Here is a 19,916-nt window from a genome sequence, read left to right as displayed (position 1 = left end):
GGTCGTGGTCGTGATCGTGGTCGTGGCTCACGCGGATGTCCTTCGTCTGCTCGGGATTTCAGTTGGCCGGTTCGAGCCAGCGCTCGGGCAGTTCGGTCTGCAGGGTGTCGGTGGCGGTGCCGGTGTAGCCGTGCCAGAGTTCGGACTGATTGAACCGCACGACGTAGAACCATTCGGGCGTCGCGTCGGGGCGGTCCCACGTCTCGTCCTCGGCGGCCGGGCTCTCGTAGGCCACGGTCGCGATGACGCCGGTCGCGCCGCGGGTGTACTCCGGGGTGCGGGTGTAAAAGAGCACCGGCAACTCCCGGACCCGGACCGGGTCGCCGACGGCGAACTTCGGCGCGCCCGCCTGGCCGGCGTAGACCTGCGGATCGCCCTTGCCCACCGCGTGCCGGTGGTGTTCGTTGCGGGCGACCTCGGACCCGTCGCCCTCGAACTTCGGCTGCGCCTCGAGTTTGCGGCCGTCGAGCCCGCCGGCGTAGCGCGCCTTCACCTCGGCCATGCGCTCGGTCAGTTCGGTCAACCCGATGTGGTGTTTCTCCACCAGCACCCGGGCCACCGCGAGCAGCCAGCGGCCGTAGTACGGCAGGCCCAGATATTGCGCCCGGCCGACGTCGACGTTGCCGATCCGCCGCCGTTCCTCCGACAGCCAGATGCCCCGCCAGGCCAGCACCTCGCAGATGACGTAGGTAGCTTCCTCCCACTGCTCGTACTGCTTGTTCTCGAACTTCATCGGTGCGTCGGGTTCGCCACCGACGTCGTGCACCGGTTTGAGGTAGGCCGTGATCCGGCCGTGGTCGAGCAGATCGGGGGTGGGCGCGTCCGGGAGTTCCGGATACGCCGACTTGAGCCGGGCGACGAGATCCAACTGCGCGGCGCGTTCAGCGGCTGTACTCACGGGTGCTCCCTCGTGGCGCGGATACCGATCCGGCGACGCGGCCGGGCCGTCAGGTTGTGATTCTGGGCCAAAGTCACGGCGGTCGCAGCGCGTTTGCCGAGATTCGTTCGCCGCCCTAACGGTTCACGCGGATCTGCGTGACGCCACGGCGGAATTCGGGGCCCAGAACCGCCACGGCGTTACGCAAGTCGCCCATGTTCGTGACGAGGCGGCGGTTTTCGAGCCCGTTCCCCGCCCTGCGGTCATGAGGGGCTTGCTGAAACGGCGAGCCTGCGAACTTCCTGTGAAACTCGACTTGCCAACCGTTCTTTTTCCCGCAAGATGCTCGTCAGCTCGGAAAAAGTTCGTAAACGAAAAAACGGGAGCGATATGGGCAAGCTCGTGAAGATGGTCGCCGTCGCCGTACTGGCGGCATCGGCGGTGACGGCCTGCGGAGGCGGCGACAGTGGGAGCGGCGGGGGTGGGGCTGCGGGTGGCGGTGACATCTCGGTCACCATGACCTCGTTCCCCGACTACGTCGATCCGCAGCTCTCGTACACGGTCGAGGGCTGGGAGACGCTGTACAACGTCTACGTCCCGCTGCTGACCTACAAGCACGCCAAGGGCGCCGACGGCACCCAGGTCGTCCCCGGCCTCGCCAAGGACATGCCGCAGGTCTCGCCCGACGGCAAGACCTACACGCTCACGCTGCGGCCGGACATGAAGTACTCCGACGGCACTCCCATCAAGGCGTCCGACTTCACCTTCGCCATCCAGCGGCTGTTCAAGGCGAACTCCGGCGGCTCGGTCTTCTACGAACCCATCGTCGGAACCGCCGAGTATGCCGACGGCACCGCCGACACCATCAGCGGCATCGTCACCGACGACGCCACCGGCGCCATCACCATCACGCTGTCCGAGCCCAACGGCACCTTCGAGAACGTGCTCGGCCTGCCGTTCGCCGCGCCGGTCCCGCCGACCACGCCGCTGGACAAGGACGCGACCAACAACCCGCCGCCGGCCAGCGGCCCGTTCATGATCTCCGCCGTCCAGGCGCCGCAGACCCTGACGATGGAGCGCAACCCGCAGTTCCAGACGGTCAAGGACGCCGGGGCCGACGAGGTCGCCGATGCGAACGTCGACAAGATCACGATCACGCAGAACAAGAGCAACACCGCTCAGGTGACCGACATCGAGCAGAACCGCGTCGACTACATGTCCGATCCCCCGGACGCCGACCGCCTCGCGGAGGTGAAATCGCGCTACGGCGACCGCTTCCGGATGGAGGAGTCGATCAACACCTACTACTTCTGGATGAACAACCAGGTCGCCCCGTTCAACGACGTGAAGGTGCGCCAGGCGGTCAATTACGCGATCGACCCCGAGGCCCTAAACCGGGTATTCGGCGGACGGCTGCACCCCACCCAGCAGATCCTCCCGCCGGGCATGCCGGGATACGAGGAGTACAAGCTGTATCCGGGACCCGACCTCGACAAGGCCAAACAGCTGATCGCCGAAGCCAATCCGACCGACCGGGACATCACCGTGTGGACCGACGACGAACCCGACCGCAAGCGGATCGGCGAGTACTACCACGATGTGCTCACCCAGCTCGGCTTCAACGCCACCCTGAAGGTCATCGCCGGTGACGTGTACTGGACCACGATCGGCAACCAGTCCACCCCGGATCTCGACACCGGTTTCGCCGACTGGTTCCAGGACTTCCCGCATCCGGACGACTTCTTCCGGCCGCTGCTCAACGGGGCGAGCATCCTGCCCACCAACGGAAACAACTACTCCCGCGCCGACTTCGCCGACCTCGACGCCAAGATGAACGAGCTGCGCACCAAGCGGTTGGAGGATCCGGGCGTCAAGGAGGAGTACGCGGCGCTCGACAAGGCGTACATGGAGCGCGCGGCATGGGCGCCCTACGGCAACGAGGAATTCACCACGTTCCTGTCCGAGCGGATGGACTTCGACAAGAGCTATCGCCATCTGCTGTTCAACCAGGACTTCAGCTCGTTCGCACTGAAGTAATGGCTGCCCCCTTCACCGAGGTGGAAGCGCCGGACGAACCGACGCTTCCCACCGGCGTGCCCGCTGCCCGGATCCAGGGTCGCAGCCCCTGGTATCTGGCCGCACTCCGCATGCGGCGCAACAAGGTCGCCCTCGCGTTCGGCGTCCTGTTCATCGCCATCGTGGTGCTGTGCCTCGCGGCGCCGCTGTGGGCCGACCACGTCGCCCACACCACACCGGACGCCAACCACATCACCGACACCATCACCATCGACGGTGCGGAGGTCGACATCGTCTCGCCCGACGGGACGCCGCTGGGCCCGGGGCTGCGCGGTCAGTACCTGCTCGGTGCCGATCAGAACGGCCGCGACGTGATGGTGCGTCTGCTCTACGGCGGCCGCACATCGATATTCATCGGCGTGGTGGCCGCGGCGATCACCACGGTCGTCGCGGTCGCGGTGGGCCTGCTGTGCGGGTACTACCGCGGCTGGGTCGACGCGGTGCTGTCCCGGGTGATGGACGTGGTGTGGGCATTTCCCGTGCTGTTGTTGGGTATCGCGCTGGGCACGGCGCTGGCCGTCGGGGGTCTGAGCCTCGGGGTCGTGACCCTCGCCGGCGACTCGGTGTGGATCCCGATCCTCATCATCGGTCTGGTGTACGTGCCGTACATGGCCCGGCCGATCCGCGGCGAGATCCTCGCACTGCGTCAGAAGGAGTTCGTGGAAGCCGCTGTGGCTCAGGGGATGGGCGCGTTCCGGATCATGCGCGCCGAACTCCTGCCCAACGTGGTGTCGACGATCATCGTGTTCTTCACGCTGAACATCGCCAACAACATGCTGTTGGAGTCGGCGCTGTCCTTCCTGGGTGCCGGTGTGCGGCCGCCCAGCGCGTCGTGGGGCACGATGATCGCCGACGGATACCAGACGATCTACACCGCCCCGCACCTGACCATTGTCCCCGGCCTGATGATCGTGTTGACGGTGTTGTCGCTCAACGTGTTCGGTGACGGTCTCCGGGACGCGCTCGATCCGCGGGCCAAGATCCGGTTGGAGCACTGAGCCGATATGGTCCGTTTCATCGCCCGACGGGTCACCGGCATGGTGGCCGTCCTGTTCGCCATCTCGGTGATCGTGTTCTTCATCTTCAACGTGATCCCCAACTCCAATCCAGCCGTCAGGATCGCGGGGAAGAACGCCAACCCCGACCTGATCGCGCGGGTCAGCGCCGATCTCGGCCTGGACCAACCCCTTCCGGTGCAGTACCTGACGCTGATGAGGAAGATCTTCACCGGACAGCTCACCTCATATGCCAGCTCGCAGAACGTCACCGAGCAGATCTGGCGCGGTCTGCCCGCCACGCTGTCGCTCACCGTCGGGGCGGCGGTGCTGTGGATGGTGCTCGCGGTCGTATTCGGTTATTTCAGCGCCATCCACGCCGGTAGGTTCACCGACCGTGCGCTGACCATCCTTGCGCTGGTCGGCATCTCGATGCCGGTCTTCTGGCTCGCAGCGATACTGCTGTATTTCTTCACATTCAAGGTCGAGCTGTTCCCCACGAGCAGCTACATCCCGCTCACCGAGGATCCGCTGCGGTGGGCGACGCACCTGATCCTGCCGTGGCTGACGCTGGCCGTCCTCTTCGTCGGGTTCTACAGCCGGGTGCTGCGCTCGAACATGCTCGACGTGATGAACGAGGACTATGTGCGCACCGCCCGCGCGAAAGGGGTCAGTGAGCGGCAGGTACGTACCCGACATGTGCTGCGTAACTCGATGATCCCGATCGTCACGCTGTTCGGGTTGGACTTCGGCGCCGTCGTCGGCGGCGGCGCCATCCTCACCGAGACCGTGTTCAACATCAACGGGGTCGGGCTGTACGCCGGTCGGGCCATCAGCAGTCTGGACCTGCCGCCGCTGATGGGAGTGGTGATGTTCGGAGCGTTCTTCATCGTGCTTTTCAACACGATCGTCGACATCCTCTACGCGTATCTCGACCCGCGGATCCGACTGGGAGAGGCGGCCCCCGCATGAGTCAACTGTTGTCGGTGAACGACCTTCGGGTCCGTTTCGCCACGGACGACGGCGTGGTCAAAGCCGTCGACGGGGTGTCGTTCGGCCTCGCGCCGGGCGAGATCCTGGCCATCGTCGGTGAATCGGGGTGCGGCAAAAGCGTGACGGCGCAGACCATCATCGGGCTGACCCGCTCGACGAACTCCGTGATCGAGGGTTCGGTCGAGTTCGAGGACCGCGACCTGACCGAACTCGACGACGAAGGTCTGCGTTCCGTCCGCGGGGACCAGATCGCGATGATCTTCCAGGACCCGATGTCGTCGCTGAACCCGGTGTACCGCGTCGGCGACCAGATCGTGGAGATGATGCGGGCACACCGCACGATCTCCAGGGCCGACGCCCACGCCCGCGCTGTCGAACTCCTGCGCACCGTCGGGATCCCGAACCCGGAGCGCCGCGTCCGCAACTATCCGCACGAGTTCTCCGGCGGCATGCGCCAGCGGGTGATGATCGCGATGGCACTGGCGCTGGAGCCGGAGCTGCTGATCGCCGACGAGCCCACCACCGCGCTCGACGTCACCGTGCAGGCGCAGATCCTGCGGTTGATCGAAAAGCTCAACGCCGAACGCAATCTCGCCGTCGTGCTGATCACCCACGACCTCGGGGTGGTCGCCGAGGTGGCCGACCGCGTGGTGGTGATGTACGCGGGGCAGATCGTGGAGGACGGGACGGTCGACGACATCTTCTACGATCCGCAGCATCCCTACACCGCGGGCCTGCTCGGATCGCTGGCCCGGCTGGATCAGCCCCGTGCCGACCGGCTCAACCAGATCACCGGATCCCCTCCGTCACTGCTGGATCCGCCGGCGGGCTGCCGATTCGCGGCGCGGTGTCCACACCGGTTCGACACGTGCGACGAGATGCCGCCACTTCAGGCCCGCGTCGGTGGGAACCACCTCGACCGGTGTTGGCTGGAACCGGCGAAGAAGCGGGAGGTGAACCGTGAGCGGAGCTGAACCGCTGCTGGAGGTGACCGATCTGGTCAAACACTTCCCCGTGAGATCCGGGGTGGTGATCGACCGCGAGGTGGCCCGGGTCCGCGCCGTCGACGGGGTGAGCCTGCACCTCGACGAGGGCGAGACGCTGGGGCTGGTCGGCGAATCCGGCTGTGGCAAGTCGACGCTGTGCCGGGTCATCCTGCAGTTGCTCACCCCGACGTCGGGTTCAGTGCGCTTCGCCGGCGAGGAACTCGTCGGCAAGTCGGCGCGCCAGCTGCGCCCGGTCCGGCGACACATCCAGATGATCTTCCAGGACCCCTACGCCTCGCTGAACCCGCGCAAGCGGGTCGGGCAGATCGTCGGCGACCCGATGGAGCTGCACGGTCTGGCCACCGGGGGCGACGTGAAGCGCCGAGTGCAGGAGCTGCTGGACCGCGTGGGCCTGCGCCCCGAGCACTACAACCGTTATCCGCACGAATTCTCCGGCGGCCAGCGGCAGCGCATCGGTATCGCCAGGGCGCTGGCGCTGCAACCCCGGCTGATCATCGCCGACGAGCCGGTGTCGGCGCTCGACGTGTCCGTGCAGGCCCAGATCGTCAACCTGCTGAGGGACCTTCAGGACGAGTTCCGGCTCTCCTACCTGTTCGTCGCCCACGACCTGGGGGTGGTGCGCCACGTCTCGGACCGGGTGGCGGTCATGTACCTGGGCAAGATCGTGGAGACCGCCACCGCCGACGAGTTGTATCGCGCACCGGTGCACCCGTATTCGACTGCGTTGCTCTCGGCGGTGCCGATCCCGGATCCGCGCCGCAACGCCGCCCGTGAGCGCATCGTGCTCGAGGGCGATGTGCCGAGCCCGAGCGATCCGCCGCCCGGATGCCACTTCCACACTCGGTGCCCGTACGCCACCGCCGAATGCCGCGTCGACGAACCCGCGCTGGTCGACCACCGCCCCGCGCACCTCGCCGCATGCCACCACCCGCGCAACGTCGACGCGGCCACCGCGCTGACACCGACCTGACGCCAACTTGGTCCAAGCCCTGTCGTGGCCGGCGGGGAACGCCGTATCGTTCCCCGGATGAGCGAAGGGGAGACGCTGTCGAATCCGTCCGGCCCGACCCGCGCCCCGACGAGCACCCGGCGGGCGGTGCTCAACACGATCCGGGGGTCGGCGGGCAACCTCGTCGAGTGGTACGACGTGTACGTCTACACGGTTTTCGCGACGTACTTCGAGGCGCAGTTCTTCGACCAGGACGACGAGAACTCGACCCTGTACATCTACGCGATCTTCGCGGTCACGTTCGTGATGCGGCCGGTGGGTTCGTGGTTCTTCGGCCGGTTCGCCGACCGCCGCGGCCGCAAGACCGCGCTGATGGTCAGCATCACGGTGATGTCGACCTGTTCGTTCGTGGTCGCGGTGATGCCCACCAGGGAGGTCATCGGTTACTGGGCGGCGGTCATCCTGATCGGGGCCCGGCTCCTGCAGGGCTTCGCGACCGGCGGCGAGTACGGCACCTCGGCCACGTACATGTCCGAGGCCGCCACCCGGCACCGGCGCGGCTTCCTGTCGTCGTTCCAGTACGTCACGCTCATCGGCGGACACGTACTGGCGCAGTTCACGCTGCTGATCGCGCTGACGGTGCTCGACGTCGACGCGGTCACCGAATGGGGTTGGCGGATCGGCTTCTTCATCGGCGGTATCGCGGCCCTGGTGGTGCTGTGGATGCGGCGCTCGATGGACGAATCGCTCAGCGATGCGCACCTCGAGGCGATCCGCGAGGGCAAGGACCGCGAGGCCGGATCGCTCAAGGCGCTGTTCACCACGCACTGGCGTCCGCTGCTGCTGTGCTTCCTGATCACCGCGGGCGGCACGGTCGCGTTCTACACGTACACGATCAACGCGCCCGCGATCGTCAAGTCCACCTTCGGGAAGGATCAGGCGCTGACCGGGACGTGGATCAACCTGCTGGGGTTGATCTTCCTGATGTGCCTGCAGCCGCTCGGCGGCCTGCTCAGCGACAAGGTCGGGCGCAAGGTGCTGCTGGTCTGCTTCGGAACGGGCGGCCTGTTCTACACCTACGTGCTGGTGACGTACCTGCCGCAGGCCACCTCACCGCTGCTGGCGTTCGCGCTCACCGCCGTCGGCTACGTGATCCTCACCGGATACACCTCGGTCAACGCGATCGTGAAGGCCGAACTGTTCCCCGCCGACATCCGCGCCCTCGGCGTGGGACTGGGGTACGCGCTGGCGAACTCGGCGTTCGGCGGCACGGCACCGCTGCTCTACCAGGGCGCGAAATCCGCCGACCGCATCGGGCTGTTCATCGTCTACGTCACCGTGGTGATCGGGGTGAGCCTGCTGGTGTACATCTTCGCGCTGAAGAACAAGGCCATTACGCACCTGGACCGCGAGCAGGGCAACGCGTGGGAGGTGCCCGCCCGGGCCGGCCGTTAGGCGCCGTCGATCAACTGGGCGGCGGCCGTGCGGGCGTGTGCGATCGGCGCGGTGTCGTTCATCGACGTGGCCAGCGCGGTGGCGCCCTCGAACAGCACCAGCAGCTGCTGAGCGAGGAGATAGGGGTCCCGCGCGCCGGCTTCGGCGGCCACCGCGGCCAGTCGCTCGCCGAACCGGCGCTTGTGGTCGCGCACGATGTCGTCGACGCCGTCGAGCAGCCCGGCCGACTCCACCGCCGCGTTGTGGAACGGGCAGCCGCGGTAGCGCTCGACCGCCGCGGCGTCGAAGATCGCCAGCAGCCGTTCGCGGGGGCCGAGGCCGGCCTCGTCGAGTCGCCGCTCCGGCGGTGACCCGCCGCCCGCGTCGATCTCCCGCAGATAGGTCTCGACCAGTTCGGTCTTGCTCGGGAAGTGTTGGTAGAACGTGCGTTTGGAGACCTGCGCCTCCTGGGTGAGCAGGTCGACGCCGGTGGCGTGGATACCGCGGCGGTAGAACAGTTTCGACGCGGCACGCATGATGCGCTCGCGCGCCCCGCGTCCGCGCCGCTCCACCGGCGCCGCTACCACTCCAGCCATCCCCGCAGGATACCGGTCGGTCTACCTGGCAGCAATGACCATGTTGGTTGGAAACACTCGTGCATTCAAAGCATACCGATCTGTTTACTTTGGTCGGAACCGGAGGTACGTTCGGGACACATCAGCGCATCGAGGAGACACATGTGACGGATCCGATCCTGGTCATCGGCGCCACCGGCAGGCACGGCAACACCGGCGAGCATCTGGTGAGGCGGCTGCGCGAGGAGGGACGCGCGGTGCGGGTGCTGGCGCGCACGCTCACCGAGCGCACCGATCGCCTCACCGAACTGGGCGCCGAGGTGGTGCGCGGCGACCTGTTCGACCGCGGCAGCCTGGTCGAAGCGCTCGACGGCGTCGACCTCGCGTACTTCACCTATCCGATCGCCGCGGGTGTGGTGCCCGCGGCCGCCACCTACGCGTCCGCGGTGCGCGAGGTCGGCCGCAACCCGCGCACGGTCGTGATGTCCATGGGCCCGGCCAATCCGGCACATCCCAGCGGCCTCGGCCGCGCCCAGTGGCTCGCCGAGGAGGTGATGACCTGGGCCGGGCTGGATCTGCTGATCCTGCGGGTCGCGGCCGTGTTCCACGAGAACCTCTCGGTCCTGCACGGCCCGTCGATCCGGCGCGACGGCGCGTTCGGCAACTCCTTCGGCGACAGTGAGGTCGCGTGGATCGGCGGTATCGACGCCGCCGACCTGGCCGTGGCGGCCCTGCTGCACCCTGAGCGCTTCACCGGACCCGTGACGTACCCGCGGGGCTCCGAACGGTTCAGCCACGCCGACATAGCGGAGCTGATGTCCGACGTCCTCGGCACGCCCGTGCGGTTCACGCCGCTCACCGAGGAGCAGTGGCGCGCCGACCTGTTGGCGCTGGCCGAGGTCGACGGCGCCGACGTGGTGAATACCGTGATGGCGCAACACATTTCCGCAGTCGGCGCGGCGATCGCGCAGAGCGGTCGTGTGATACCCGCCGACGCGGCGACACTGCGCGAGCTGATCGGCCGCGAACCCGTCGGCCTGCGCGACTACATCGCCGCCAACCGGGAGGCCTTCGAACACGTCGGCGGCCACGCCATGGCCGGAGCGGGGGAGTGACCATGACCCAGGACGCCACCCTGACTCACGACCGCGCGCAGCACCCTGCTCATCGTCGACCTCTCAAGCACCGATGACCGAGCAGACCGTCGACTACCGGGCGCGGCGCATCGTCGTCGCACTCCCGGACCCCTACGACGCGGCGCGGGCCCGTTACGAACATCTGGTGCCGGCTGTGGACGCAGCGGCCTTCGCGCGCGCCGGATCCTGGGACGAGGTGTTGTCGGTCGCGAAAGTCCAGGCACCGCTGAGCTTCCTGCGCTACTACACCGGTGACGTCACTGCCGTCATGGCCGGCTCGCCGTCGCGCTGGCGGGCCACTCAGTACCTGATGGGTAACCACACCATCGCCGAGACGATGTTCCGGCACGATCCGGCGGCGATGATGTACGCCCCGCTGCGCACCCTGCTCTTCGAGGACCGCGACGGCGTCACCCGGTTCGCCGTCGACCAGCCCAGCCTGCAGTTCGGTAGCCTCGGCGACCCGCGGATCACCGAGGTCGGGCGGCACCTCGACGCGCTGCTCGCGACGCTGACCGACCGGCTCGTCAGGCCGGTGCCAGCGACACCAGATTGAAGATCCGCACCCGCCCAGGCACTTTCGCATGACACTGCGACAGCAGCGGCTCGGACCACCCCTCCTCGAGCACCACCTCGACCGGGCCGTGCTCCCCGTCGAGCACCACCCGGTGGCGGTGATCGGTGTGCTCGACGGTCAGCGGGGTCAGACCCGCGATGCGGTCGTCGCCGTACTTCTCCCGGGCGAAGTGCTGGGCGGCCTGGACCGCATGGGGCAGTGACGTGCGCCCGCGCAGGTAGCGGTGATCCAGCCGCCCGTCGAGGTACCGGCGGACGAGTTCGGCCGCATCGGTCTGGTCCACCCGCCCGTAGCACAGTCCTTCGGGCAGCACGAGCATCGTCGCCGCGAACCGGTCGCCACCGAGATGTGAACATTCCCAGGCGATCTCGGGATACGCGGCGCTGATCGCGGCGGCGGCGCCGCGCCCACGGACCGCACAGCACTGATCGTGCTTACCGTGCGCGCACACCGCGACGAGGGGGTCGGTGAGCAGCGTGCCGTCGGAGCCGTCGAGCGCGAGGCCGAGGTAGCCCTGCGGCCCGTCGACCTCCCCGCCGTAGAGCGCTTCCCCGCCGACGCCGGAGTGCGCGATGAACCAGCGCCACCGAGGCGCCGCGGGCCTGCGGCCGTGGCGGCGGATCGCGGCGATCCGCATCTTGGCCCCCTCGACGCGCCGCACGATCGCCCGCCCGAGCTCCGGATCGAGGATGGCGGGCGACTGCAGGAACGCCGAAGGGCCCCAGCCGCCGGACAATTCGAGCAGCACCCACGCCGATCCCGCAGATGCGGTGCCGTACATCGGGTCGGCGCGGCGCAGCGACTGATCGCTGCACGGGGTGCGTTTACCGAAACTCATTCGGCCGGCGAGGGCGTGACGACCGCCTCGCGCAGGAGCCGGCGGATCAGCACCGCGCCGTCGGCGCGGTCGAGGCCGGGCAGGCCGGCCGCGTCCACGACGGCTCCGCGGCTCAGCGCCAGCACCGCCGGTGCGCAGGAGGCGGGGAACGTGATGACGCGGTCGGGCAGCCGCAGCGCGACACGGTCACCGGAGGTGTCGACGGTCGCGACGAGCCCATGCCGCCACCGCACCGCGACGGTGTCGGCGTGCGCGGCGGCGTCGAGGGTGGCCAGCGGGCGGACGGCCACCGGGCGGGTGCGGTCGGCGTGCCTGCGGGTCAACCGTTCGGCGGCGGCACCGCCGAGCGCGGTCGCGTCGTCGCGCATGGTCTCCACCAGTTGCGCCATCACCTTGGTCACCGTCGCGATGATCTCATCCGGATAGTCGGGATGGCCGCCCATCGGCAGCGACGCCCGGAACGCCTCGTGGTCGGCCAGCGCGTCCACCACCGCACGCGCCACGTCGACGCCGGTCACCGCGGACACCCCGACGGTCAGGTGGATCGACGTGTCGTCGAGGGCACGGGCGGAGTGCACCCAGCCGCGCGGCAGGTAGAGGGCGTCGCCGGGGGTCAGCATGGTGTCGATCACCGGCTCGTCGGCCGCCCGCGCCGCGATCGCCTCGCGGTGCTGCGTCCACGGCTGCGACGGCAGCGGATGCTCGAACACCGGGGCGTGTACGACCCAGCGTTTGGTGCCAGCGGTCTGCAGCACGAAGACGTCGTGCACGTCGTAGTGCGGATCGAAGCCGCGGTTGCTCGATGGGGTGATGTAGGCGTTCGCCTGCACGGGATGGCCGAGATCGTCGACGAGCGCGCGGACGAAGTCGATCACCGGCGGCCACAGCCGGTGCAGACCCTGCAACACGATCGTCGCGCCCGCCGCGAACTGGGCGAGCACCTTCGCGGAGTCCACTTGATCGGGCATCTCCGCGCCGAATCCGGCCGGCCCGAGGTAGCAGTCCTTCGCGAGGACGTCACCCTCCTTGGCCAGCCGGATGAACGGTGCACGTACCCCGCGTTCGGCGATCAACTCGTCGACCATGTCGGACGACAGCAGATCCCCGAAGTCGCGGGGCAGCGCATCGGAACGGCTGAGCAGCGGTCGTCGACCCCAGTGTTCGGTGGCGAACGTGTGCGGGTCGGTGGCGATGCAGCGGCTCAGCATGTCGATCGCTCAGGCAGTGCCGTCGGCCCCGCCGTCGTGGCCCTCGGGGTTCGAGCCGCCGTCGGCCGTGCCCTCGCCGGCATCCGCGGTGCCGTCGGCTCCGCCGTCGTGACCTTCGGGGTTCGAGCCGCCGTCGGCCGTGCCTTCGCCGCCTCCGGGGGTGGTGGTGATGTCGTCGTCGTTGAGCGCCATGGTCTTCCTTTCTGTGGGCGCAGCGTGCCGGGCTGCGTAAACGCACGCTGCCACCGCAGAGTTGCCCCGCACAAGACCCGTGAAACGACGGGGGCACACCCTAATAACGAGGCCATTGGTACCGTAATCGGATGCTGATCGGCGTCACCGGTGGAACCGGGTATGTGGGAGCGCATTGCGTGCGCGCGCTGCTGGCGGACGGACACCAGGTGCGGTTGCTGGTCGGCCCCGACGCGGAGGGTGCGCCGGTGCTCGACCGGTTCGCCGAACTCGGCGGCGTCGACGTGCTGACCGGCGACATCCGGGACGCGATGACGATCACCCGGTTGCTCGACGGCTGTGACGCAGTGCTCCACGGCGCCGGGGTGGTCGGCACCGACAACCGGCGCGCGGCGCTGATGTGGGAGGTCAACGCGTACGCCACCGAGGCCGTGCTCACCCAGGCGGTGCGCGCCGGTCTCGACCCGGTGGTGTCGGTGAGCAGCTACAGCTCGTTGTTCCCGCCGCCGGACGGGATCATCGGACCGGACACCCCGCCGGCCAACGGCCGCAGCGCCTACGCGAAGACCAAGGGTTACGCCGACCGGGTCGCGCGGCGCCTGCAGGCCGACGGCGCGCCCGTGGTGGTGACCTACCCGTCGAGCGTCGTCGGGCCGGCCTTTCACACCGCGCCCGGTGTCACCGAACGGGGCTGGGCGCCGATCGTCCGCTTCGGGTTGGCGCCGCGGCTGCGCGGCGGGATGCAGATGATCGACGTGCGCGACGTCGCGGCCGTCCACGCGGCGGCCATGACGCCCGGCCGCGGTCCGCACCGCTACGTCTGCGGCGGCGAGCTGATCACCTTCGACGGGATGATCGACGCACTCGAACAGGGCTGCGGGCGGCGCATCCGGCGAATCCCGTTGAGTCAGCGGACGTTCCGCGGGATGAGCCGTATCGGCGACACCCTGGCCGGCATCGTGCCGCTCGGTGACGGGCTCTCCTACGAGGCGGCGCTGCTGCTCACCGCGGCGACCCCGACCGACGATTCGGCCACGCTGGCCGACTTCGGTATGACCTGGCGCTCGCCGACCGAGGCGATCATCGCGTCGTTCGCGCCGGCGACCGCCGCCTAGACTCCCCGCCCGGTCTGCGAGGACGCGACCCGGGTCGTCAGGGCTCGGATGGCAGGGGTCGCCGCGACCAACGCGTCGACGTCGGCAGCGGACAGGTCGTCCAAGGCCGTCGACACCCAGTGCGCGACGGCGTCCTCGATGGCGTCACGTTCGGCGAGTGCGCGCGGCGTCGGTTCCAGCAGCGACACCCGACGGTCGTCGGGGTCGGCGTGTTTGGCGAGCAGACCGCGGTCGATCAGGGCGCGCACCGCGGTGCTGACGTTGCTCGACTGCATGTCGGTCGCCGCGGCGACCGCCGACACACTGCGGCCCGGGCTCTCCATCACTGCCCGCAGCACCGTCAGCTCCGAGGCGGGCAGCGGTTCCAGGCCCACCTTGGCGGGGCCGAACTTCGCGATCCGCCATGACAGATCCTGCAGCGCGAGGGCCAGCGCGCGGTGGCCCGCGGCCGGTTCGCTCACGAGAGTCATGTAGCTATTTTGACATACATATCTAGAAATACGTATCGTTTCAGATCTAGTGCCGTGCGCTGCGCCGTGCACACGGAAAGGTCTCACATGTCCCGAATCGCCTCGGCGTCCGGTGCGCCGGCGGCGGCGCTGATCGCCGTCCTCGCCCTGCTCAACGCGGTGACCCCGTTCTCGATCGACATGTACCTGTCGGCGTTCCCGGAGATGGCGTCGGAGTTCGGCGTCTCCCCGTCGACGATCCAGCTCTCGCTGACCACGTTCCTGATCGGGTTGGCGGTCGGACAGCTGATCATCGGGACGTTGTCGGACCGCTACGGCCGGCGCGGACCGCTGATCATCGGCACCGTGGCGTGCGTCGCGGTCAGTGTGGCCTGTGCGTTGGCGCCGTCGGTCGCACTGCTCATCGCCCTGCGGTTCGCGCAGGGCTTCTGCGGGGCGGCCGGTGTGGTGATCTCACGCGCGGTGATCGCCGACCGCTCCCGCGGATCGCGGGCGGCGCGGTTGTTCGCGGTCATGATGCTGATCGGCGTGCTGGCACCGATCACCGCGCCCATCCTCGGCGGCGTGATCGTCACCGGATTCGGTTGGCGTGCGGTGTTCTTCGCGCTCGCGGTCCTCAACGTGCTGACCCTGCTCGGTGTGCTGCTGGCCGTGCAGGAGTCGCTGCCCGAGGAACTGCGGCGCCCCGGCGGGCTCAAGGCGCTGGGCACCAGTGCGCGCACGGTGCTGACCAACCGGTTCTACCTCGGCTACACCCTGGTGATGGCGTTCGCCGCGGCGGCGATGTTCGGCTACATCGCGGCGTCACCGTTCGTGGTGCAGAACATCCTGGGCTTCTCGCCCGCGGCGTACTCGGTGACGTTCGGGTCGTGTGCGCTGGCCGTCGGTGCGGGCAGCATGATCTCGGCGCGGCTGGTGCGCACGCTGCCGCCCCGCCGGGTGCTGATCGGCGGGGTCTCGGCGATGCTGGTGGTCACCGCGCTGATGCTGTTCACCGTCACCGTCGGGCACGTGGTCGGGTGGGCGACGATCGGGTTGATGGCCGGCTTCATGGGCAGCATCGGCTTCGTCTACGCCAACGCCACCGCACTGGCGCTGAGCGAGGTGCCCCACGCCGCGGGCACCGGCTCGGCCGTCCTCGGCTTCCTCCAGTACGGCATGGGTGCGGTGACCCCGCCCCTGGTCGGCCTGCTCGGACAGGCCAGCGCGCTGCCGATGGGCGTGGTGATGTTCGGCGCCGCGGCGCTGGCCGCCCTGGCGCTGTTCGTGCTGACCCGCGGACACATCCCGTTCGCCGACGAGCACGAGGACGAGTTGGTCACTGCGTCAACAGGTGACACCACGAATCGGTGAGCGATTCGAGCAGTACCTCGCGCTCGACCTGCCAGCCCACACCGAGTTGAGCGCGGAGAAGCTGGGTCCCAAGGTGCGGTTGCATGCGGATCTGCGGGCCGACGGGTACGCGTGCCCGGGATGCGGTGCGCTGCTGGCGGTGGAGATCCGCGCGGCCGCTGATGCGCCGTTGCGGGATCTGGAGTTGGCGGGGTTCTAGGCGCGTGAGAACGAACTGGCGCAGGGGTGTTCTCGCATTTGCGCTGCGCCAGTTCAGCTTCGCGATACCGGGGCGCACCGCGGCCTGGTGACCTATTCGGATTTGCCGCTTGGGCGCCGGACCTACACCAGGGCTGTGATCTGCGGACCCACGGCTCGATTCACAACCCTGGTGTAGGGCGGGCGCATAGCGTCGCGGGACGGGGTACCTATCCGACCGCGCTGCCGCGCGTGAGACTGAACTGGTGCAGGGCCGTTCTCGCACTTTTGCTGCGTCAGTTCAGTTTCGCGAAGGCCGGGGCGCGCCGCGGGCGAGGACTTGTTCGCGTTCTCTCGCTTACGCGCCGAGTTCTACACCAGGGTTGCCAATCCGGTGACCGGACGACCATGAGGTAGAACTCGGCGAACGCCGCGCAGCCACGCGTGAGTCAGTTTCGCGGCTGATGCATCCCGAACGGCACGGCCTTGAGCAGCGTCACCGGGATCGACTGCCCGCTCGGCACCTCGTAGGTCCTCCGCTCACCGGGCCTCGCCCCGATCAGCGCCTCACCCAGCGGCGAGTTCACCGAGTACACCTCGAGGTCGCCGTACTCCGCGCCGCGCACACCCAGCAGGAACGTCTCCTGGTCGCCGGTCTCGTCGAACCGGACGGTCAACACCATGCCCGGTTCCGCGACACCGTCGTCCGGCGGATCCTCCCCGACGACGGCGTTGAGCAGCAGGTCGTGGATCTGCTGGATCCGCGTCTGCCGCGCGCGCTGCACCGCGACGGTGTTCTCCTGACTGTCGTCGGCGGCCTCGGTCGCGATGAGCCGCCGCAGCTCGGTCAGTTCGTCCTGCAGCCGCGCATAGGCGACCGGGGTCATCCAGAACCGTTGTGCGGGTTTGTGTGCTGTCGTCATGACTCCTCCTGGATTGAAAAGCGAAGACTGTCGTCAGGGGCGGGTCTACGCGCCGCCCCTGACGACTGGATGCAAGTTCTCCTCAGCGCAGCGGGTCGACCGCGCGCAACGCCTCGGGTTGTTTACCGGTGGTGATCTGTTCGGCCAGCAGGCGACCCGTGACCGGGCCGTGCGCCAGCCCCCACATGCCGTGACCGCCCGCGATGTACACACCGCGGTCGACGGCCCCGATCAACGGCCTGCCGTCGGGAGTGACCGGCCGCGGACCCACCCACTCGTCGGTACGGCGCTCCCACCGCACCCCGTCGAGCAGCGGGGCGGTCGAACCGACGATCGCCTCGATGCGGGCCGGGATGGCGGGTTCGTCGGGACCGCGGAACTCCATCGTCCCCGCGACCCGCAGCGCACCCCGGTACGGCGTGCACGCCACGCGCACCTCCGGCAGGTACACCGGCCCCGGCACCGGACGGTCGACCGGCACCGTGAACGAGTACCCCCGGCCGGCGCGCACCGGCGTGCGGACCCAGCGGTCGGCCAGCCCGGACAGCCAGGCGCCCGTGGCGATCACCGCCGCATCGGCGGTCAGCGGCGCCCCGTTGAGTGGGTAGATCCGCACCCCGCGCCGGTGCGGCAGCACGTCGACGACGTCGACCTCGCTGATCGTCGCGCCACGTTCGGTGACAGCGCGGGCCAGGGCGTGGGTGAACCGGCCGGGGTCGACGAACCGCTGCTCCTCGACGCTGATGCCCACCGTCACTGCCGGCGCGGCCAGCGGCACCTGCGCCGCGAGCTCGTCGCCGGTGAGCGTGCGGTGGTGCACCTGCTGTCCGGCGGCGCTGAGTCCGCGCAACTCGTCGATCAGGTGCGCGGCGTGCCGCTCGTCGGTGAACAGCGCGGTGATCGGACCGTCGGTGGTCGGGGCGTCCACGCCGTTGGCGGTGAGCACGTCGTACGCCTCGAGGGCCTCGGCGTTGAAGGGCACGTTGGCCGAGACCGCGCGTTCCCACGACGAGCGACGGCAGTTCGCCGCGAAGCGGGTGAGGAACTTCCACAGCCCGACGTCGACGCGCGCCGGGATGTGCAGCGGTGCGGCCGGATCGGCCAGCGACCGCAACCCGTAGCCGAGCACCGACGGCTCGTTGAGCGGGATCGTCAGCGCGGGCGACACCCAGCCGGCGTTACCCCACGACGCGCCCGCCGCGACCCCGCTGCGGTCCACCACCGTCACCTCGACGCCGCGTTCCTGCAGGAACCACGCGGTCGACAGACCGACGATGCCGGCGCCGACCACGATCACCGACCGCGGGCCGCCGTCGAAACCGTCATCGCCGAACATCACGTACCTCCATCGCGGACAACACTGTCCCCACCGATGATGGCGAGAAGTGTGCGTCCGACGATTGACCTGGGAGGACAATCGGTTCAGGAAGTTTTGTCGGGCTCCGACAACGTGAAACCGTCATCGTCGGTGGCGGCGAGTTCGACGGTCATGGCCAGCCGCTTGCGGGCGTCGGTCAGGTCGAGGTCGGTCGCCTCGGCCATCTTGCGCAACCGGTAGCGCACCGTGTTTTCGTGGACGCCGAGGCGTTCGGCGGCCTCGTGCAGATCGCCCTGGGCGGCCAGCCACGCCCGCAGTGTGTCCACGTACCGGGTGGCGTGCAGGGCGTCGTGGCGGCGCAGGTCGGCGACCGGACCGCGTTGCGGGGTGCGGCCGACGCGGGCGGCGATCCGCAACCGCCGCAGCACGATGTCGTCCCAGGACTCGTCGTAGGCGGGCGCCTCCCCGACACCGCCCTGCATCTCGTGCAGGGCCAGGCATTCGTCGGCCTCGTCCCGCGCCGTCGGGAGTTCGAGAACCGTTGCGGTGCTGCTGATCCCGGCCACGACCTCGGCCTGCTCCGGCAGCGCCGACCGCAGACCGTCCACCCAGTGCCGCGCGATGTGCGCGGGTTCGCTCGGCAGCACGGTGTAGACAGTGGTGTCCGACAGGGTGCTGCGTCCCGGCCGTGACCAGCCGAACCCGGTGGTGGCGCGTTCGAACGCGAGCAGCAGCGCCGCGTGGCGGTCGTCGCCGATACGGGCGCGCAGCGCGATCACCCGCAACCCCGACGGTGGCAGCGCCAGCTTGCTGACCACGGTCGGGGCGTCGACGGTGCCGTCGAGCAGCCCGATCACCAGATCGGACTCCACCTGCCGTTCCAGATCGGCGCTCGCCCGCGACCGCAGCAGGTGCAGGGCGACCATGCGGGCGCCGTCGGCCAGCGCCCGCAGCTGATCGCCGCGCAGCTCCTCGGCGCACGCCACCCAGATCGAGCCCAGCAGCTCCCGGCCTGCGCGCGCGGCGATCACCATCCGCCCGGCCAGCCCCTCGGCGGGGGCGGGGGCGACGAACATCGGCTCGTCGGAGGCGGCGAGGTGTCGGGCCACCCCGCGTTCGGTGAACAGCGCACGCAGCCGGTCGGACGCCTGACGGCCCAGTATCGTCTCGACGCGGGCGTCGTCGGTGTACTGCTGCATCCGCGAATAGGCCAGCACCCGCCAGTGCCGATCCTCGATCGACACCGCACCGCCGATCGCGTCGGCGAGGCTGTCGGCGAGCGCGAACAGATCGGTCGGGCCACGCCCGGATTCGGTCTCGCGGCCCTCGAGCACCAACCCGAACACCACCGCGGCCAGTTCACTCCACGACACATCCGGGTCCACGACCAGCACCGCGGCTTCGTCGGCACCGCTCGTGCCGGGGTCGCGCGCGCCGTCGTCGCCGCGCACCAGCACCACCGCGGCCCTGGCCGCCCGCGCCCACTCCAGCGCGGTGGCGACCGAATCGGCGCCGATCGCGAGCAGGACATCGCCGATGATCTCGCGGTCCTCCCGCATGACCACGGTCCGCAGCTCGGTGGACCGCGGTTTCGCGTTGCCCTTGAGCTTGACGCCGTAACCGCCGAGCACATTGACGAGCCGGTCCAAGGTGACCACGATCGCTCCCCACGTCTGACGACGTGCTCAGCCTAGTGCGCACAC

20 protein-coding genes are annotated in these 19,916 nt (G+C 69.1%); 11 read left to right on the top strand and 9 right to left on the bottom strand.

All coding sequences use genetic code 11. The annotated features are described in order from the left end of the window. Window positions 1-58: 58 nt before the first annotated feature. Window positions 59-898, bottom strand: coding sequence for a nitrile hydratase subunit beta (locus AU194_RS18930; RefSeq protein WP_059090789.1), 840 nt, complete (start codon window positions 896-898; stop codon window positions 59-61). Between the two features lie 369 nt (window positions 899-1,267). On the opposite strand from AU194_RS18930, the gene AU194_RS18925 reads away from it, so the two are divergent. Genes AU194_RS18925 through AU194_RS18900 form a run of 6 tightly spaced genes read left to right on the top strand, consistent with a single transcriptional unit; the run spans window position 1,268 to window position 8,352 of the window. Beyond that, complete coding sequence (locus AU194_RS18925; RefSeq protein WP_059090788.1) at window positions 1,268-2,914, top strand: ABC transporter substrate-binding protein; 1,647 nt, start codon at window positions 1,268-1,270, stop codon at window positions 2,912-2,914. Continuing rightward, a complete protein-coding gene (locus AU194_RS18920) occupies window positions 2,914-3,951 on the top strand; it encodes an ABC transporter permease (RefSeq protein ID WP_059090787.1) in 1,038 nt (345 codons plus the stop codon). Before AU194_RS18925 ends, AU194_RS18920 begins: the two co-directional genes overlap by 1 nt. Before the next feature lie 6 nt (window positions 3,952-3,957). Continuing rightward, window positions 3,958-4,920, top strand: a complete 963-nt coding sequence (locus tag AU194_RS18915; RefSeq protein ID WP_059090786.1) for an ABC transporter permease — start codon at window positions 3,958-3,960, stop codon at window positions 4,918-4,920. Continuing rightward, a complete protein-coding gene (locus AU194_RS18910) occupies window positions 4,917-5,915 on the top strand; it encodes an ABC transporter ATP-binding protein (RefSeq protein WP_059090785.1) in 999 nt (332 codons plus the stop codon). Before AU194_RS18915 ends, AU194_RS18910 begins: the two co-directional genes overlap by 4 nt. Continuing rightward, complete coding sequence (locus AU194_RS18905; protein WP_059090784.1) at window positions 5,902-6,918, top strand: ABC transporter ATP-binding protein; 1,017 nt, start codon at window positions 5,902-5,904, stop codon at window positions 6,916-6,918. The genes AU194_RS18910 and AU194_RS18905 overlap by 14 nt, the downstream gene beginning before the upstream one ends. A 57-nt stretch (window positions 6,919-6,975) precedes the next feature. Continuing rightward, on the top strand, window positions 6,976-8,352 hold the full coding sequence (locus AU194_RS18900) for an MFS transporter (RefSeq protein WP_059090783.1): 1,377 nt from the start codon (window positions 6,976-6,978) through the stop codon (window positions 8,350-8,352). Here AU194_RS18900 and AU194_RS18895 read toward each other — a convergent pair. Then, window positions 8,349-8,927: a TetR/AcrR family transcriptional regulator gene (locus tag AU194_RS18895; protein WP_059090782.1), complete on the bottom strand. Its 579-nt coding sequence runs from the start codon at window positions 8,925-8,927 to the stop codon at window positions 8,349-8,351. The two genes, AU194_RS18900 and AU194_RS18895, sit on opposite strands and share 4 nt — an antisense overlap. 143 nt (window positions 8,928-9,070) lie before the next feature. On the opposite strand from AU194_RS18895, the gene AU194_RS18890 reads away from it, so the two are divergent. After that, window positions 9,071-10,021 (top strand): NmrA family NAD(P)-binding protein, encoded by a 951-nt coding sequence (locus AU194_RS18890; RefSeq protein ID WP_059090808.1) that lies wholly within the window; start codon window positions 9,071-9,073, stop codon window positions 10,019-10,021. A 73-nt stretch (window positions 10,022-10,094) separates the two neighbouring features. After that, a complete protein-coding gene (locus AU194_RS18885; protein ID WP_059090781.1) occupies window positions 10,095-10,598 on the top strand; it encodes a DUF302 domain-containing protein in 504 nt (167 codons plus the stop codon). On the opposite strand, the gene AU194_RS18880 is transcribed toward AU194_RS18885, so the two are convergent. From AU194_RS18880 to AU194_RS18870, 3 genes are read right to left on the bottom strand one after another with little or no spacing between them, the layout of a single operon-like run. Beyond that, window positions 10,570-11,457, bottom strand: coding sequence for a sucrase ferredoxin (locus AU194_RS18880; RefSeq protein WP_059090780.1), 888 nt, complete (start codon window positions 11,455-11,457; stop codon window positions 10,570-10,572). The two genes, AU194_RS18885 and AU194_RS18880, sit on opposite strands and share 29 nt — an antisense overlap. After that, window positions 11,454-12,665 carry a cupin domain-containing protein gene (locus tag AU194_RS18875; protein WP_059090779.1) on the bottom strand — a complete coding sequence of 404 codons (1,212 nt, stop codon included), beginning with the start codon at window positions 12,663-12,665 and terminating at the stop codon, window positions 11,454-11,456. Before AU194_RS18875 ends, AU194_RS18880 begins: the two co-directional genes overlap by 4 nt. 9 nt (window positions 12,666-12,674) lie before the next feature. After that, on the bottom strand, window positions 12,675-12,857 hold the full coding sequence (locus AU194_RS18870; protein ID WP_059090778.1) for a hypothetical protein: 183 nt from the start codon (window positions 12,855-12,857) through the stop codon (window positions 12,675-12,677). A 131-nt stretch (window positions 12,858-12,988) separates the two neighbouring features. Between AU194_RS18870 and AU194_RS18865 the strand changes: the two genes are divergently transcribed. Next, the gene (locus AU194_RS18865) at window positions 12,989-13,972 is read left to right on the top strand and encodes an NAD-dependent epimerase/dehydratase family protein (RefSeq protein WP_059090777.1); all 984 of its coding nucleotides are present in this window, start codon (window positions 12,989-12,991) and stop codon (window positions 13,970-13,972) included. Here the strand turns inward: AU194_RS18865 and AU194_RS18860 are convergent. Further along, on the bottom strand, window positions 13,969-14,442 hold the full coding sequence (locus tag AU194_RS18860; RefSeq protein ID WP_059090776.1) for a MarR family winged helix-turn-helix transcriptional regulator: 474 nt from the start codon (window positions 14,440-14,442) through the stop codon (window positions 13,969-13,971). The two genes, AU194_RS18865 and AU194_RS18860, sit on opposite strands and share 4 nt — an antisense overlap. 87 nt (window positions 14,443-14,529) lie before the next feature. Here AU194_RS18860 and AU194_RS18855 point away from each other — a divergent pair, with 87 nt between their 5' ends. Next, window positions 14,530-15,795 carry a multidrug effflux MFS transporter gene (locus AU194_RS18855; protein WP_059090775.1) on the top strand — a complete coding sequence of 422 codons (1,266 nt, stop codon included), beginning with the start codon at window positions 14,530-14,532 and terminating at the stop codon, window positions 15,793-15,795. Continuing rightward, the gene (locus AU194_RS32255; protein WP_059090774.1) at window positions 15,776-15,994 is read left to right on the top strand and encodes a hypothetical protein; all 219 of its coding nucleotides are present in this window, start codon (window positions 15,776-15,778) and stop codon (window positions 15,992-15,994) included. The genes AU194_RS18855 and AU194_RS32255 overlap by 20 nt, the downstream gene beginning before the upstream one ends. Window positions 15,995-16,421: 427 nt before the next feature. Here the strand turns inward: AU194_RS32255 and AU194_RS18845 are convergent, their stop codons facing one another. The 3 genes from AU194_RS18845 to AU194_RS18835 form a co-directional block, all read right to left on the bottom strand. Continuing rightward, complete coding sequence (locus AU194_RS18845) at window positions 16,422-16,895, bottom strand: GreA/GreB family elongation factor (RefSeq protein ID WP_059090773.1); 474 nt, start codon at window positions 16,893-16,895, stop codon at window positions 16,422-16,424. Window positions 16,896-16,977: 82 nt separating this feature from the next. Then, a complete protein-coding gene (locus AU194_RS18840; RefSeq protein ID WP_059090772.1) occupies window positions 16,978-18,231 on the bottom strand; it encodes an FAD-binding oxidoreductase in 1,254 nt (417 codons plus the stop codon). A gap of 86 nt (window positions 18,232-18,317) precedes the next feature. Beyond that, a complete protein-coding gene (locus tag AU194_RS18835; protein ID WP_059090771.1) occupies window positions 18,318-19,871 on the bottom strand; it encodes a CdaR family transcriptional regulator in 1,554 nt (517 codons plus the stop codon). Between the last annotated feature and the right edge of the window lie 45 nt (window positions 19,872-19,916).

The sequence above is a fragment of the Mycobacterium sp. GA-2829 genome (assembly GCF_001499965.1).
In the GTDB taxonomy this organism is placed as follows: domain Bacteria; phylum Actinomycetota; class Actinomycetes; order Mycobacteriales; family Mycobacteriaceae; genus Mycobacterium.
Note: the sequence above shows the minus strand (reverse complement) of the source record. Positions and strands in the feature narration are given on the sequence as shown.